This is a genomic window from Rhizobacter sp. (assembly GCF_046595475.1).
Taxonomy (GTDB): Bacteria; Pseudomonadota; Gammaproteobacteria; order Burkholderiales; family Burkholderiaceae_C; genus Rhizobacter.
This window is the reverse complement of record NZ_JBKJOQ010000085.1, coordinates 1-13,621: the sequence shown is the minus strand read 5'-3', so window position 1 is coordinate 13,621 and position 13,621 is coordinate 1. Positions and strand designations below refer to the sequence as shown.

The following is a 13,621-nucleotide window of genomic DNA, read 5'->3' as shown; positions in this document are numbered from 1 at the left end:
GAGGGCCCCGACCCGTTTTTGGCGCCAGCGATCGTCGGCAATTGAGCACTGCCACGTGCCATTAGGCGGGGCTGGCAGCGAGGGGAATCGAAACCGTTGCACGAAGGCCCGATCCCGTCTTGCCGTCGGCGTAATCAAGGCGAAGCTGAGCGCCATTCCGATCAACGATGGCCTTGACAATGGCCAACCCTAAGCCTGAGCCAATCTGGTCGCTGCCCAGCGTGCGATAAAACGCATGCAGAACTTGGTCGCGTTCGCCAGGCGCGATACCAGGACCAGAGTCTGCGACGACCACGGTAGCCATCGCCCCAGCGCGCCGCACTGCGATGTCAACTCGTCCCGCCGCCGGTGTGTACCGGATGGCGTTCTCGATCAGGTTCTTGAGGACCGTGCTCAAATCCGGGTCGCTGATGGCGACGACGGCGTCCTGTTCGCCTTCGATGCCGATATCGAGGTTCTTTTCCTCCGCCAGGGGCAACAAGTCTTCAAGGACGCGGCGCACAACAAGTCGCACCTCGCAGCGAGCCGAACTCACCGTTTCGACAGACTGCACCTTTGCATAGGCCAGCAACTGTTCCAGCAATACACGGCCCCGATCGATGCCGCGCCTCAATGCGCCCAAACGCTCCCGCGCTTCGGCAGACAACTCAGAGCCTTCCAGGCGCTCGGCCTGCAGCGACAAAGCAGTCATGGGTGAACGCAGTTCGTGGGCAGCGTCTGCAATGAACCTTCGTTGGCCCTCCAGCACCTCTGATACGCGTCCAAGCATGCGATTGATCGCCATCACGAAGGGTCGGATCTCGGTCGGCAGACCCTGCTCGGGCAGCGCATGCAACTGTCCATCGCCGCGCCCTTCGACTTCGGCCGCTAGTCGGGCCACTGGCCGCAGCAACTTGCGAACAATGTCGGCGACCACCAGCAGCAGGATGGGCACCAGCACCAGCAATGGCACTACGGTTCGCGTGGCGCTGTCCTTGGCCAGTTCATCACGCGCGGCCGTCTCCTGTGCCACAGCGATGCGCACGCCCTCAGGCAGCGAAGAGGCAAGAACTCGATACGACCCGCTTGGCAACACAACGGTATGCAGGCCATCAGGCAAGCTGCTTGGCAGCGGAAGGGCGCTGGCGGGATTCCTGTGCGTCGTCGTTTCTGAAAGATACTGGACGAACAGTCGGGCTTCCGGGTCAGCATCAGCAGTGCCCGCCATGTCGACCAGGACCGTGCGTTGGTGCCTGAGCAGCGAGGCCACCTGGCGCAAGACATCGTCTTGCGTCTCATGCGCCTCGTCGTAGGCACCAATGAACGAAAAAGCGCCTGCAAACACCGACACAACCAGGATGGCCAAGGACAGCCACAGCGACAGGCGAAACCGGATCGAATGCGTCAGCTGTTCTTTGAGACCATCCATCCGACCCCCCGCACGTTCTTGATGCTGGTGCTGCCGAGCTTCTTGCGCAAGGCATGAATCAGGTACTCCACCGCGTTGCTCTCGACTTCCTCACCCCAGCCGTAGACCCTGTCTTCCAGTTCGGCGCGCGACAGAATCGCACCAGGTCTGACCATCAATGCTTGCAGGAGCGCAAACTCGCGGTTGGACAGTTGCAGGGGCTGCTGACCTTCGGCCGCCGCCTCTCTCGTAGCAGGGTCGAGGGTAAGCACGCCATTGCTGAGCACAGGCTGCGCCGCACCGGACTTGCGTCGCAGCACGGCCCGCATGCGGGCGAGCAACTCGCTCATTGCAAAGGGTTTCAGCACATAGTCGTCAGCGCCGCCGTCCAGGCCCTGGATGCGCACCTCGACACCGTCGCGCGCGGTGATGATGAGCAGTGGGACGGCATTGTTGCGGCCACGAATGCTGCGCAAGACTTCGACCCCGTCCTTGCCGGGCAGCCCCAGGTCGAGCAGCACCAGGTCGTAGTGCTGGGTGGCTGTGGCGCTCAGCGCCGACAGCCCGTCCTTGACCCAATCGGCGGCATAGGAAGCGTCACGAAGCGCGTCCTGCACCGCCTGCCCAATCATCGGATCATCTTCGACCAGCAGAACGCGCATTCAGGCTCCTGAGACCGCATGCATCGTTCAGTGCGCCTTGCTGCTGGCGCGCTGCGGAAACAGGAGGATGCAACCCATGACAAAGGCCAGCAGCGTGGCTGTTGCACTGTAGCGGTTCAAGGCCAGGCCGCCAGAAGCGAGCGGCTTGTCGAGGAAGTCACCCACCACCGCACCAAGCGGCCGGGTCAGCACGAACGCGGCCCAAAACAGCGCCGTGTGAGAGATCTTCGTGCGGTAGTAGGCCAGCACCAGCATTGCCAGCATGCCGCCGAAGATGAGTGCTGCGCCGCGGTAGCCCAGGCCAGCGGTGCCGGCTGTCCAGTCGCCCAGCGCTGTACCCAGCGTCTGCGAGAACATGATCGTGACCCAGTAGAAGACTTCTGCCTTGGGGGCACTGACTGTCGAGACAGACACCGACCCCATCGTGCGGTACCAGACGGCGAACGAGGCGAGCAGCAGGGTTGCCAGCAGCGTCGTGCCGCCTGCATAGCCGATGCCCAGTGTTCTGTCGGCAAAGTCCGCGAGGGTTGTGCCGACGGTGGTCGTGGCGATGATCGTCGTCCAGTAGAGCAGGGGCTGGAAGGTCTTGGCCTTGATCTGTGCCAGCACGGCCACCGCAAAGAGGGCAGCAAAGATGGCCGTGCCAACCAGATAGCCCAGGTTCATCGACATCGAGACGGCGTCGCCGCCTGTCTCGCCGAGGGTTGTGGCCGCGATCTTGATGATCCAGAACAGCAGCGTGACCTGGGGCACCTTGCTCAGGGCTTGTTCGTTGATGTTCTTCATTGTTCGTCCTTCGCGCCGTTGCGCCGCGCAGAAATGGTCAAGTAGCCCACCATGCCGACAATCGTGGCCAAGAACAGCGCGCTAGTCATTGTGGTGCCCAGAGCCATGCCGCCGTTGGCGTGTGGCTGCGACAGCAGATCGCCCAGCGATCCGCCAAAGGGACGGGTCAAGATGTAGGCGAGCCAAAAGCTCAGCACCGCACTAACCTTGAGCACGTAGTGCGCGGCTGCCACCAATGCGATAGCCCCACCGAACAGCAGCGCCGCATTGCCGTAGCCCATCTGCAGAGCTTCCGCAAACCAGTCACCTGCGGCCGTGCCAAGAGCGAAGGTGGTGAGGATGGCAAGCCAATAAAACAACTCACGCGGCACGCTGTCGACGTGGTGGATCGACAAGGTCCGCTCGCGGTAGTACCAGATCGCGAAAACGAGCATCAAGGCTATCGTGAACACGCCGGTCGACACCGCAAGCGCCACGCCGAAATGGTCGGTGATGTTGTCGGTGATCAATGTGCCGACCACACTCATCAGTACCACCGTGAGCCAGTAGATCGGCGGGGCGTAGCGCTTTGTCCTGACCTGCAGGAGCAAAGCAACCGCCAGCAGCGCACCCATCACCAGCGACGTACCTGTCAAGCCGAGTTGAAAGTGGCTGTTCAGAAAGTCAGCCGCTGTCTCGCCCACGGTTGTGGACATCATTTTGATGATCCAGAACAGCAGCGTGACTTCGGGCACTTTGTTGAGCATTTGCCGCAGCGGGCTGATGGTTGTCGCCTTCATGGATCAATCTCCTTGTTGTTCGCGTCGCCTGCAGTTTGATTTCATTGACTTAGGCTAGGCATAGCCCTTCACCGCAGGCGCGACGCGATGCTGCGCCCTTGCGACCCCGCACGAATCGGGTTCACCGAATTCACGCGAGGCGTCGGCACTGCGAGCGTCAATCGCGTTCGTCGTGCTCGTCGGTGTCGCGGTCGGCGGTGTCCAGCGTGGATGCGAGCACGGTGCCCTTTTGCGCGTCGACTTTGACGTCAAACACTTTTGCGCCTGACACAACCTCCACGTCATAGACCCAGCCATGCGCCTTGCTGTGCTCGTACTCGGCCTTCGAGGCGCGGCCGCCGGCATGCTGCTCCGCTGCTGCGATGGCCTGAGTCAGCGTGACCGTGGCTTGATTGACCGCAAGGGCGTCGTTCCCTCCGGTCTGGGCGGCGAATGCGGTCGCCCCGCCAGCGACGACCAACGCAGCAGCGAGCATTGCGAAAAGTGACTTGAAAACCATGACGAATCTCCTATCGAGTTGCGCAGGGATCTGCGTCTGGGTCACGATAGGTAAGTCGACTTAGGTCGCACTGAGGTGATCAAAAAAAACGACTTCGTCGCCTGCTGGCGCAAGGCGAGCCAGCAACAGTCCGGGAAGTAAGCGCGGCGGTGCCGGGGTCATTTCTGTTTTAGCGCTGCCTTGGACCCGAAGTCGGCTTTGGAGCGCAGCCGGGAGCACCCGCTCCTGACCGTTGGTGTGAGCAGTCGAATAACTGCTCGGCGGCACCCAAACTCACTCTGGCATTGACGGATGGGTGCTCCGACGGACGTCATTGTTCACAACAGGCGGGCTAGCTTTTCTTGCCGCCGAACAACAGCAGCCCCGCACCGGCCACGATGGCCGCCACACCTGCCCACATCGGCACATTAACCGTCTGCTTCTCCTTCACCGACAGCTCGATGGGCCCGACCTTCAGGTCGTGCGTGTCTTTGGTGAAGCTGAAGCCGCCGTAGAGCAGGCCGAGCACGCCCGCCGCAATGAGCAGGGCGCCAACGAGTTTGATGGGGTTCATAGGGGGTCTCCGGGTCGCGATCCTGACATTCAACCACGCCACGCGGCGTTAAAGTGTTCGTCCAACCCCTACAACATTCAGGAGACGGCATGAGCACAACCAACGCACCCACGCGCATCACCTCCCGCCACACCCGCACGAGCACGGCGCTCGAAGTGATCGACGGCGTGAACCTGAAAGGCCGCCACATCATCGTGACCGGTGGCGCGTCGGGCCTCGGGCTCGAAACCTCGCGCGCGCTCGCCAAGGCCGGCGCGTCGCTCACGCTGGGCGTGCGCAACGCCGCGCAAGGCGATGCGGCCGTCAATGCCATCGGCGAAGAAACCGGCAACACCAACATACGCGTGGCCCTGCTCGACCTGGCTGACCTGGCCAGCGTGCAGCGCTTTGCCGATGCCTGGCTGGACCGCGGCGAGCCGCTGCACGTGCTCATCAACAACGCCGGCATCATGGCCTGCCCCTTGGCGCGCAATGCCCTGGGCTGGGAGTCGCAGTTCGCTACCAACCACATGGGCCACTTCGCGCTCACGCGTGCGCTGCTGCCCTCGCTGCTGAAGGCCGACCAACCCCGCGTGGTGACACTCAGCTCCTCGGGCCACCGCTTGAGCCCGATCGTGTTCGACGACATCCAGTTCGAGCACCGCGAGTACAACAAATGGAAGGCCTACGGCCAGGCCAAGACCGCCAACGCCCTGATGGCGCTGCACCTCGACACGCTGCACGCAAAAGACGGCCTCACCGCCAACGCCGTGCACCCCGGCGGCATCAAGACCGGCCTGCTGCGCTATCTGCCGCGCGAAGAAATGGAGGCCTTGGGCTGGGCTAAGCCCGGCGACGATGCCAACGTCATTCCGCCCGGCTTCAAGAACGCAGAGCAAGGCGCCGCCACCAGCGTGTGGGCCGCCACCGCACCCGAGCTGCAAGGCCACGGCGGGCTCTACCTCGAAGACTGCAACGAGGCTGTGCCCTCGCCCGAAGGCGAGCGCCGCTGGGGCTACGTGCCGCACATACGCGACCGCGACGCCGCGGCGCGCCTGTGGGCCGCGAGCGAAGCCTTGCTGGCCCAGGCCGGAGCCTGAGGCTCTGGACATTCCCGACCTCGCCGGCCAGCTGCACGCGGCGGTCGCGTGGGGGCTGCTGCCGCTCGCCGCGCTGGTGGCCGCGGGCGGCGCCATTCGGCCCGAGCTGTCACGCAGCTGGCGCACCGTGCTCGCCGTGGGCAGCGCGTGTGGCGCCGCCGCCGTGGGCCTGCTGGTCACGCGCCACGGCCTGAACCACCTGCAGGTACCGTGGTGGGTGCTGCTGATGGCGCCACCGATGTGCATCGTGTGGGCGTATGGCGCGCGCGATTCCAAGCCCCTGATGCTGCTGTTCGCGGTGGGCTTTGCAGCGTCGCTCATGCTGTGGGTGCTGCTGGGCCTGCGCGCCCTCGGGGGCACCACCGCCGTGCTGCTGGCCCACGACGCGCTGCTGGTGGTCGCCACGCCGCTGCTGATCGTGGGCTTGTGCAAGCAATTCGCCACGCCACGGCCCGAGCCGCCGCCCGTGCCAGACGAACCTGCTGTTGCCGAGCGAGAAGCGGCAAGTGAGGCCACAAGAGAAGCGGCAAGTGAGGCCACAAGAGAGGCCGCAAGTGAAGCCGCAAGAGAGGCCGCAGTTCAGCAACGTCTGGCGAGCCCCGAGGCGCAAGAAGCCGCTGACAAGTACACCCGTGACTGACGCGCACACCGCCCTTCCGGCACAAGCCCACCGGCAGGCAGACCGCACGCGCCTGCCCGGCCTCACGCCGCAAGGCCGGGCCTTGATTCAATGGATGCGCGAGCACCCTCACGCGCCGCACTACCGCGACCACAGCGGCCACCGGCTCGGCTGGCTGGAGCGCTGGCAAGCCCGCGCGCGACATGCCTTGATCACGCGCCTGCCGCTGCCGCGCTGGCTGCCGGGCCAAACCCTGCCGGGCTGGGTGACGCGCTTCGTGGTGGCCTGCCAGCATGAAGTGCCTGCACATCGCCATGCACCCACACCGAGCACGTGCTCGATGAACACCCTGCCCACCATGGGCCGCCACGCCCTCGCCACCGCCCTCGCGATGCACATGCCACGCGAGCGGCCGCTGGCCGATCTGATCTGCTACTCGACCAGCGGCACCACCGGACACCCGCTGCGCGTGCCCTCGCACCCACGCGTGGCCAGCGACTACTACGCCCATCACCGGCGGGCGTTGGCCCACTTCGGTGTGGTGCCGCAAGCCGGGCGCGGGCAAGTGGGCATCGTGCTGGCGGGCTTGCAGCGCCGCTGCTTCACCTATGTGTCAGTCAACCCCTTGCAGGGCGAGTGCGGGCTCGCCAAGCTCAACCTGCAAACGAGCGAGTGGCGCCACCGCGATGACCGCGCACGCTATCTCGATGCACTGGCACCCGAGCTGATCTCGGGTGACCCGGTGTCGCTGGCCGAGCTGCTGCGCCTCGGGCTGCGGCACCGGCCGCGTGCTCTGCTGTCGACCTCGATGGCGCTCAGCCCTGCCTTGCGCGCCGAGCTCGAAAACGCTTTTGCTTGCCCGGTGGCCGATCTCTATTCGCTCAACGAGGTGGGGCCGGTCGGCGTGCACGTGCCCGCCCTCGGCGGCTTCGCCTTGCTGCAGCCGCGCCTGCTGGTGGAGATCGTCGACGACGAAGGGCGCGCCCTGCCGCCCGGGCAGCGCGGCGAGGTCACGGTGACCGGCGGCTTCAACCCCTGGCTGCCGCTGCTGCGCTACCGCACGGGTGACCACGCGCACATTGCCGTCACGCCGCACGGCCTGGTGCTGCGTGAGCTCGAAGGCCGCGCGCCAGTGCGCTTTCTCAGCGGCGCAGGTGAATGGCTCAACAACATCGAGGTCACGCGAGCGCTCGCACCGTTCGCCCTGACGCGGTTTGCGCTGCACCAGCGCGCCGACGCCTCCTTCAACCTGAAGGTGGATGCCCGCGCAACACTGGCCACCCTGGCGCCACGTCTCGCCTCGGCACTGCACGCCTTGCTCGGCGACGGCATCGCCTTGCAGATCGAGCCCCTGCCCGAGGGTGACAAGGTGCGGCAGTACACCAGCGAGCTGTTGCGGTGACCGCGCTCGAGATCGCGGCCAATGCGGTCACCACCGTCTCGGTTGCGCTGGCCGCGCGCAACAGCGTGCACACCTGGTGGACGGGCATCGTCGGCAGCGTGCTGTTCAGCGTGTTGTTCGCCCAATCACAGCTGTACGCCGATGCCACGCTGCAGCTTTTCTTCATTGCCACCAGCGCCTGGGGCTGGCGCTACTGGCAGCACGGCGCTCAAGGGGCGCAGGCCGCGGTGCAGCGCACGTCGCCACGCGCGCTGGCCACCATGGCCTTGGCCGCACTCGCGGTCAGCGTGGCCTACGGCAGCCTGCTCAAGCACTGGACCGATGCTTATGCACCCTTCGTCGACTCGGCCGTGCTGGCCTTCAGCGTGGTGGCGCAGCTGCTGCTGATGCAGCGGCGCATCGAGACCTGGCCTGCGTGGCTGCTGGTCAACACCCTGTCGGTGCCGCTGTTCGCGTCGCGCGGCCTGCAGCTCACGGCGGTGTTGTATGCGGCTTACTGGTGCAACGCGTGGTATGGGTGGTGGCGCTGGCGCCAGCAGCCGCGCGTGGTGGCATGAGCGGTAAACGCTATGGCCTGGGCTTGGTGGTGGGCAAGTTTGCGCCGCTGCATGCGGGGCACTTGCACCTCATCGACCAAGCCGCTGCGCAGTGCGAGCGCTTGCTGGTCTTGAGCTGGTGCCAGCCCGAACCCGTGCGCTGCGATGCCGCTGCACGCCGCCGCTGGCTGGCAGCGTGCCGGCCGCAGCACGAGGCCCTGGTGCTCGACCACGCCACACTGGCCGCTTGTTGCGCCGAGCGCGGCATGGCCGCCCGCACCTTGCCCGACGATGCGAGCGACGACGCAACGCAGCAGCACTTTCTCGCCTGGCTGCTGGCCGCGGTGTTGCAGCGCTCACCCGACGCCATGTTTGCAAGCGAGCCGTATGTGCAGCCCAGCGCCGCGTTGATGGCGCAAAAGCTGCATAGGCCAGTCGCCGCCGTGCTGGTCGACCCCGAGCGCCGCGCAGTGCCCATCAGCGCGAGCCGCATACGCCGCGACCCGGCTGCGCTGCGCGCCTTTCTACCCGCCGCGGTGTGGGCCGACTGGGTGCCGCGCGTGTGCGTGCTGGGTGGCGAGTCCAGCGGCAAGAGCACGCTGGCCGCCGCGCTGGCCGCGCAGCACAACACCGTGCACGTGCCCGAATACGGCCGCGAGCTGTGGGAGCAGCAAGGCGGCGAGCTCAGCGAGCCCGACCTGCTGCGCATCGCGCGCGAGCAGCAGGCGCGTGAAGATGCCGCCGCCCAGCGCGCAAGCGGCGTGCTGTTCTGCGACACCTCGGCGCTCACCACACTCTTCTACAGCCTGACCCTGTACGGCCGCGCCGAGCCCGAGCTGGTGCAGCGCGCGCAGCGCCGCTACACCTTGCAGCTGCTGTGCGAGCCCGACTTCCCCTTCGTGCAAGACGGCACCCGCCGCGGCGAGGCCTTTCGCCAGCAGCAGCACGAATGGCATGAGCGCGAGCTGGCCGCGCGCGGCGCTGCGGTGCTGCGCGTGCACGGCCCGCTGGCGCAGCGCTTGCAGCAGGTGAGCCTCGCGCTGGCAGCTGCCTGCTAAGCTGCGCCGCCCCGCGCATACCTGCCATGGATCTCGCCACCTTCCTCGTCCAGTGCCTCAACGCCGTGCAATACGGCTTGCTGCTTTTCCTGCTGGCGAGCGGGCTCACGCTGATCTTCGGGATCATGGGCGTGATCAACCTGGCGCACGGCAGCTTCTACATGCTCGGCGCCTACCTGGCGTTTCTGCTGGCGCCGTATTTCGTGGGCCAGTTTGTGCTGATGCTGGTGGTGGGCGTGCTGCTGGCCGGGGTGTTCGGCTACCTGCTGGAGTGGCTCTTCTTCAGCTACCTCTACCAGCGCGAGCACTTGCAGCAGGTGCTGATGACCTATGCGCTGATCCTGGTGTTCGAAGAGGCGCGCAGCCTGATTGCCGGCAACGACGTGCACGGCGTGCCGGTGCCGGCCTGGCTCTCGGGCAGCATCGCACTCGGTGAGCTGATGCGCTACCCGGTGTACCGCCTCTTCGCATCGGCTGCCTGCATCGTGATCGCGCTCGGGCTGTATGCCGTGGTCAACCACACGCGCCTGGGCATGATGGTGCGCGCCGGCGCCAGCAACCGCGACATGGTGCGCGGCCTGGGCATCAACATCACGCGGCTGTACCGGCTGGTCTTCGCCGCGGGCGTCGCGCTCGCCGCGCTCGCCGGCATGATCGCCGCGCCCTTGTCCTCGGTCTATCCCGGCATGGGCGGCAGCGTCCTGATCATCTGCTTCGTCGTCGTCGTGATCGGCGGCATCGGCTCGATCACCGGCGCCCTTGTCGCCTCGCTGATGGTCGGCTTCGTCGACACCTTCGGCAAGGTCTTCTTCGCCGAGGTCAGCGGCATCGGCATCTACCTGCTGATGGCGGTGATCCTGATCTGGCGTCCCGAAGGCCTGGCGAAGCGGGGCTATTGATGGCCGAGACGACCCCGCTGCGGGCCGCCCGAACGCCGCTGCCGAGGCATGGCTACGGCGCGCTCGTGCCGGTGATCGTGCTGGCGCTGATGACCGGCGTGCCGTTCGTCGTAGGCGCCTACACCCAGGACCTGATCGTCAAGGTAATGATCCTCGCGATCTTCGCCCTCAGCCTGGAGCTCCTGGTCGGCACCACCGGCCTGGTCAGCCTGGGTCATGCGGCCTTCCTCGGCATCGGCGCCTATGCGACCGTCCTGCTCGCCCCGGCGGCGGGAGCCGGTTCGCTGCCGCTGCTGCTGGCGGCGGCTCTCGCCTGCGCGGCGGGCTACGCGCTCTTCGTCGGCGCGCTCAGCCTCAGGACCCGCGGCGTCTACTTCATCATGGTAACGCTCGCCTTCGCGCAGATGGCCTATTTCGTCTTCCACGACACCAGCATCGGCGGCGGCAGCGACGGCATCTATCTCAATTTCAAGCCGGTTTTCGGCGACCTGCTCGACCTGAAGAACCGCAGCCACTTCTTCTATTTCACGCTCGCGGCGCTCACCCTGACCTACGGCCTGCTCGCCGTCCTGCTGCGGTCGCGCTTCGGCCACGCCCTGGCCGGCATCCGCGTCAACGAGCAGCGCATGCGCGCGGCGGGATTCCGCACCTACGGCTACAAGCTCGCCGCGTTCGTCATCGCCGGAACGCTCGCCGGCCTGGCGGGCTTTCTCATCGCCGCGCGCGACGGCTATGTAAATCCGGAGATGCTGGCATGGCAGGAGTCGGGCGCCGTGCTGCTGATGCTGATCCTCGGCGGTCTGGGACACCTGCGCGGCGCGGTCATCGGCGCGATCGCCTTCACGCTGCTCAAGGAAGGCTATTCATCGCCGGCCTGGGTGGGCGCGCTGCTCGCCGATCACTGGCAGCTCACGCTCGGGCTGACGATCATCGTCTTCGTCGCGCTGCTGCCGAAGGGCCTGATGGGATTGCCGGCGCAGCTGCGCCGCCATCCGCGCGTCGACCTGGTGGCCGACGATGACTGACGCGGTCGCGACGGACGCGGCGATCCTGCTGCGGGCCGATGGTCTGACGCGGCGCTTCGGCGGCGTGGCCGCGGTGGACGGCGTTTCCATCGAGCTGCGCCAAGGCGAGATCCACGCCGTCATCGGCACCAATGGCGCCGGCAAGTCGACGCTGATCAACATGCTGTCCGGCGAGCTCGCGCCCTCTGCCGGCAGCATCTGGATGCGCGGTGCCGACGTCACGGCCTGGTCGCAGGCCCGCCGCGCCCGCGCCGGCGTCGGCCGCAGCTATCAGCGCACCAACATCTTCGAGGCTTTCAGCGTCTTTGAGAATGCCCGGCTGTGCGCGCAGGCGGCGCATCAGCGCGTCTGGGCGGTGTGGCAGGGTGCGGCGAGCTGCCGCTCCAGTGGTGCGGCCGCCCGCGAGGCAATTGCCGCGGCCGGATTGGCCGACGGTGCGGCGCGGCCCGCGGCAACCCTCAGCCACGGCGGCAAGCGCCAGCTCGAGATCGCGATGTGCCTGGCGACCCGGCCGCAGGTGCTGCTCCTCGACGAGCCGCTCGCCGGCATGGGCGCCGAGGAAACCGAGCGCATGCTGGAGCTGCTGGCGACCCTCAAGCGCACGCACGCCGTGTTGCTGGTCGAGCACGACATGGACGCGGTCTTCCGCGTCGCCGACCGGATCACGGTGATGGTCAACGGCGTCGTCCTCGCCAGCGATGTGCCCGAGGCGATCCGTACCCACCCCGAGGTGCGCCTGGCCTATCTCGGCGAGGGCGACTGAAATGCTGCAGATCGAGGGCCTGCACGCCCACTACGGCGCCGCCCACATCCTCCGAGATGTCACCCTGATGATCGAGGCCGGGACGTCGGTGGGCCTGCTCGGCCGCAACGGCATGGGCAAGACCACCCTGATCCGCTCGCTGATGGGATACCTGCGGCCGACCGCCGGCAGCATCCAGTGGGACGGGCGCGACGTCACCGGTTCGCCGCCGGAGCGCATGGCGCGGCTCGGCATCGGCTACGTGCCCGAAGGCCGTGGCATCTTCGCCAACCTCTCGGTGCGCGAGAACCTGGTGATGGCGGCGCGTCCGGGCGTCGATGGCGCTTCTGCGTGGACGCTGGAGCGCGTGCTCGGCATGTTCCCGCGCCTGGCTGCGCGTCTCGGCCACGGCGGCCAGCAACTTTCTGGCGGCGAGCAGCAGATGCTCGCGATCGGCCGCGCGCTGATGACCAATCCGCAACTGCTGGTGCTCGACGAAGCGACCGAGGGCCTGGCGCCGCTGGTTGTCGCCGAGATCTGGCGGGTCGTCGGCGACGTTCGCGAGAGCGGTATTGCAACGCTGATCGTCGACCGCGACTACCGCAAGGTCGCCGCCCGGTCCGACCAGTTGGTGGTCTTGCAGAAGGGCCGTGTCGTGCTCGCCGGACCGGCACATGCGCTGCGCGCCGACAGCCGTCTGGCAGAGTTCCTCGGCGTCTGAGCACCGGCTTCGGGCAAGCGCGGCGCTGTCCGACAGTCGATCGGCCGCGGCGCTTGTAGGCCTGCCTTCCTGAGGGCGTTAGCCTACAGCGCCATTGCACCAGGAGCACGCCATGACCCGAATCGGCGACATCATGACCCGCGACGTCGAGCTGATACAGCGCGATGACACGATCCAGCACGCTGCCCAGCGCATGCGGGCGCTCGACGTCGGTTCGCTGCCGGTGGCCGACGGCAAGGCACTGGCCGGCATGATCACCGACCGCGACATCACCGTCCGCGGGGTCGCCGAAGGCATGATTCCGCAGGAGGCTCTGGTATCCGACGTGATGACCGCCGACGTCCGCTGCTGCGCCGAAGACGACACCGTCGAGAGCGTGCTCGAACAGATGGGCACTGATCAGGTGCGGCGTCTTCCGGTGCTCGACGCTTCGCGCCAGATCGTCGGCATCGTCGCCCTGGGTGACCTGGCGACGCGCCAGTCGAAGCACACCGACGAAGTCCTGCGCGAGATTTCCCTTCCCGACTGAGCGATGATCACGGCGCCGGCCGCCGATGCGTTTCCTCCACCTTCACCCCTCGACGCAGGAAATACTGCTCCACCCGGGCACGTTCGCGTGGCGCACGTTGCGCGCGTTCCGGGCCAACCAGGGCTTGCTTCTCGCCGGCGCGGTCGCCTACTACGCGTTGCTGTCGATCGTCCCGCTGCTGATCCTCACGGTCATCGCGCTGTCGCAGCTGGTCAACCAGGGCGAACTCCTGTCGACGCTCGGCCGTTATCTCGAATGGCTGGTGCCGGGGCAGTCACGTCCGATCGTCAAGGAGCTCGCCAACTTCCTAGAGCACCAGGGCTCGATCGGCTGGGTGCTGCTGGC

Annotated in this window: 17 protein-coding genes; 11 read left to right on the top strand and 6 right to left on the bottom strand. The window is 66.7% G+C overall.

Annotation, left to right across the window (positions count from 1 at the left end; all coding sequences use genetic code 11):
- Window positions 1–61: 61 nt before the first annotated feature.
- The 6 genes from AC30QB_RS15055 to AC30QB_RS15030 all read right to left on the bottom strand — a co-directional run bounded on the left by AC30QB_RS15055 (window position 62) and on the right by AC30QB_RS15030 (window position 4,666).
- Window positions 62–1,408 carry a sensor histidine kinase gene (locus AC30QB_RS15055; RefSeq protein ID WP_489547052.1) on the bottom strand — a complete coding sequence of 449 codons (1,347 nt, stop codon included), beginning with the start codon at window positions 1,406–1,408 and terminating at the stop codon, window positions 62–64.
- Window positions 1,384–2,049 carry a response regulator transcription factor gene (locus tag AC30QB_RS15050; protein WP_489547051.1) on the bottom strand — a complete coding sequence of 222 codons (666 nt, stop codon included), beginning with the start codon at window positions 2,047–2,049 and terminating at the stop codon, window positions 1,384–1,386. The genes AC30QB_RS15055 and AC30QB_RS15050 overlap by 25 nt, the downstream gene beginning before the upstream one ends.
- A 27-nt stretch (window positions 2,050–2,076) precedes the next feature.
- A complete protein-coding gene (locus AC30QB_RS15045; RefSeq protein ID WP_489547050.1) occupies window positions 2,077–2,835 on the bottom strand; it encodes a COG4705 family protein in 759 nt (252 codons plus the stop codon).
- Window positions 2,832–3,581 (bottom strand): COG4705 family protein, encoded by a 750-nt coding sequence (locus tag AC30QB_RS15040; RefSeq protein ID WP_489547077.1) that lies wholly within the window; start codon window positions 3,579–3,581, stop codon window positions 2,832–2,834. The genes AC30QB_RS15045 and AC30QB_RS15040 overlap by 4 nt, the downstream gene beginning before the upstream one ends.
- 190 nt (window positions 3,582–3,771) lie before the next feature.
- Complete coding sequence (locus AC30QB_RS15035) at window positions 3,772–4,158, bottom strand: PepSY domain-containing protein (protein WP_489547049.1); 387 nt, start codon at window positions 4,156–4,158, stop codon at window positions 3,772–3,774.
- A gap of 286 nt (window positions 4,159–4,444) precedes the next feature.
- A complete protein-coding gene (locus AC30QB_RS15030) occupies window positions 4,445–4,666 on the bottom strand; it encodes a hypothetical protein (protein ID WP_489547048.1) in 222 nt (73 codons plus the stop codon).
- Between the two features lie 89 nt (window positions 4,667–4,755).
- Here AC30QB_RS15030 and AC30QB_RS15025 point away from each other — a divergent pair, with 89 nt between their 5' ends.
- The 11 genes from AC30QB_RS15025 to AC30QB_RS14975 all read left to right on the top strand — a co-directional run.
- On the top strand, window positions 4,756–5,745 hold the full coding sequence (locus AC30QB_RS15025) for an SDR family NAD(P)-dependent oxidoreductase (protein ID WP_489547047.1): 990 nt from the start codon (window positions 4,756–4,758) through the stop codon (window positions 5,743–5,745).
- Between the two features lie 76 nt (window positions 5,746–5,821).
- Window positions 5,822–6,385, top strand: coding sequence for a hypothetical protein (locus AC30QB_RS15020; RefSeq protein WP_489547046.1), 564 nt, complete (start codon window positions 5,822–5,824; stop codon window positions 6,383–6,385).
- Window positions 6,378–7,766, top strand: a complete 1,389-nt coding sequence (locus tag AC30QB_RS15015) for an AMP-binding protein (RefSeq protein WP_489547045.1) — start codon at window positions 6,378–6,380, stop codon at window positions 7,764–7,766. The genes AC30QB_RS15020 and AC30QB_RS15015 overlap by 8 nt, the downstream gene beginning before the upstream one ends.
- Window positions 7,763–8,323 carry a nicotinamide riboside transporter PnuC gene (pnuC, locus tag AC30QB_RS15010; protein WP_489547044.1) on the top strand — a complete coding sequence of 187 codons (561 nt, stop codon included), beginning with the start codon at window positions 7,763–7,765 and terminating at the stop codon, window positions 8,321–8,323. Before AC30QB_RS15015 ends, pnuC begins: the two co-directional genes overlap by 4 nt.
- Window positions 8,266–9,360, top strand: coding sequence for an AAA family ATPase (locus tag AC30QB_RS15005; RefSeq protein WP_489547043.1), 1,095 nt, complete (start codon window positions 8,266–8,268; stop codon window positions 9,358–9,360). The genes pnuC and AC30QB_RS15005 overlap by 58 nt, the downstream gene beginning before the upstream one ends.
- 26 nt (window positions 9,361–9,386) lie before the next feature.
- Window positions 9,387–10,259 (top strand): branched-chain amino acid ABC transporter permease, encoded by an 873-nt coding sequence (locus AC30QB_RS15000; RefSeq protein ID WP_489547042.1) that lies wholly within the window; start codon window positions 9,387–9,389, stop codon window positions 10,257–10,259.
- Entirely contained in the window at window positions 10,259–11,284 is a 1,026-nt protein-coding gene (locus AC30QB_RS14995; protein ID WP_489547041.1) for a branched-chain amino acid ABC transporter permease, read from the top strand. The genes AC30QB_RS15000 and AC30QB_RS14995 overlap by 1 nt, the downstream gene beginning before the upstream one ends.
- Complete coding sequence (locus tag AC30QB_RS14990) at window positions 11,277–12,047, top strand: ABC transporter ATP-binding protein (RefSeq protein WP_489547040.1); 771 nt, start codon at window positions 11,277–11,279, stop codon at window positions 12,045–12,047. The genes AC30QB_RS14995 and AC30QB_RS14990 overlap by 8 nt, the downstream gene beginning before the upstream one ends.
- A gap of 1 nt (window position 12,048) precedes the next feature.
- Window positions 12,049–12,747: an ABC transporter ATP-binding protein gene (locus tag AC30QB_RS14985; protein WP_489547039.1), complete on the top strand. Its 699-nt coding sequence runs from the start codon at window positions 12,049–12,051 to the stop codon at window positions 12,745–12,747.
- A gap of 112 nt (window positions 12,748–12,859) precedes the next feature.
- Window positions 12,860–13,276, top strand: a complete 417-nt coding sequence (locus tag AC30QB_RS14980) for a CBS domain-containing protein (RefSeq protein ID WP_489547038.1) — start codon at window positions 12,860–12,862, stop codon at window positions 13,274–13,276.
- 25 nt (window positions 13,277–13,301) lie between these two features.
- Window positions 13,302–13,621, top strand: a 320-nt coding sequence (locus AC30QB_RS14975) for a YhjD/YihY/BrkB family envelope integrity protein (RefSeq protein WP_489547037.1), incomplete at its 3' end; no start/stop codon positions are given.

What these genes read in the sequence shown, in the direction of transcription:
- AC30QB_RS15040 (WP_489547077.1), bottom strand. Translation starts at nt 3,581, where the DNA reads ATGCTCAACAAAGTGCCCGAAGTCACGCTGCTGTTCTGGATCATCAAA.
- AC30QB_RS15025 (WP_489547047.1), top strand. Translation starts at nt 4,756, where the DNA reads ATGAGCACAACCAACGCACCCACGCGCATCACCTCCCGCCACACCCGC.
- AC30QB_RS14980 (WP_489547038.1), top strand. Translation starts at nt 12,860, where the DNA reads ATGACCCGAATCGGCGACATCATGACCCGCGACGTCGAGCTGATACAG.
- AC30QB_RS15055 (WP_489547052.1), bottom strand. Translation starts at nt 1,408, where the DNA reads ATGGATGGTCTCAAAGAACAGCTGACGCATTCGATCCGGTTTCGCCTG.
- AC30QB_RS14985 (WP_489547039.1), top strand. Translation starts at nt 12,049, where the DNA reads ATGCTGCAGATCGAGGGCCTGCACGCCCACTACGGCGCCGCCCACATC.
- AC30QB_RS15030 (WP_489547048.1), bottom strand. Translation starts at nt 4,666, where the DNA reads ATGAACCCCATCAAACTCGTTGGCGCCCTGCTCATTGCGGCGGGCGTG.
- AC30QB_RS15045 (WP_489547050.1), bottom strand. Translation starts at nt 2,835, where the DNA reads ATGAAGAACATCAACGAACAAGCCCTGAGCAAGGTGCCCCAGGTCACG.
- AC30QB_RS14990 (WP_489547040.1), top strand. Translation starts at nt 11,277, where the DNA reads ATGACTGACGCGGTCGCGACGGACGCGGCGATCCTGCTGCGGGCCGAT.
- AC30QB_RS15050 (WP_489547051.1), bottom strand. Translation starts at nt 2,049, where the DNA reads ATGCGCGTTCTGCTGGTCGAAGATGATCCGATGATTGGGCAGGCGGTG.
- AC30QB_RS15000 (WP_489547042.1), top strand. Translation starts at nt 9,387, where the DNA reads ATGGATCTCGCCACCTTCCTCGTCCAGTGCCTCAACGCCGTGCAATAC.
- AC30QB_RS14995 (WP_489547041.1), top strand. Translation starts at nt 10,259, where the DNA reads ATGGCCGAGACGACCCCGCTGCGGGCCGCCCGAACGCCGCTGCCGAGG.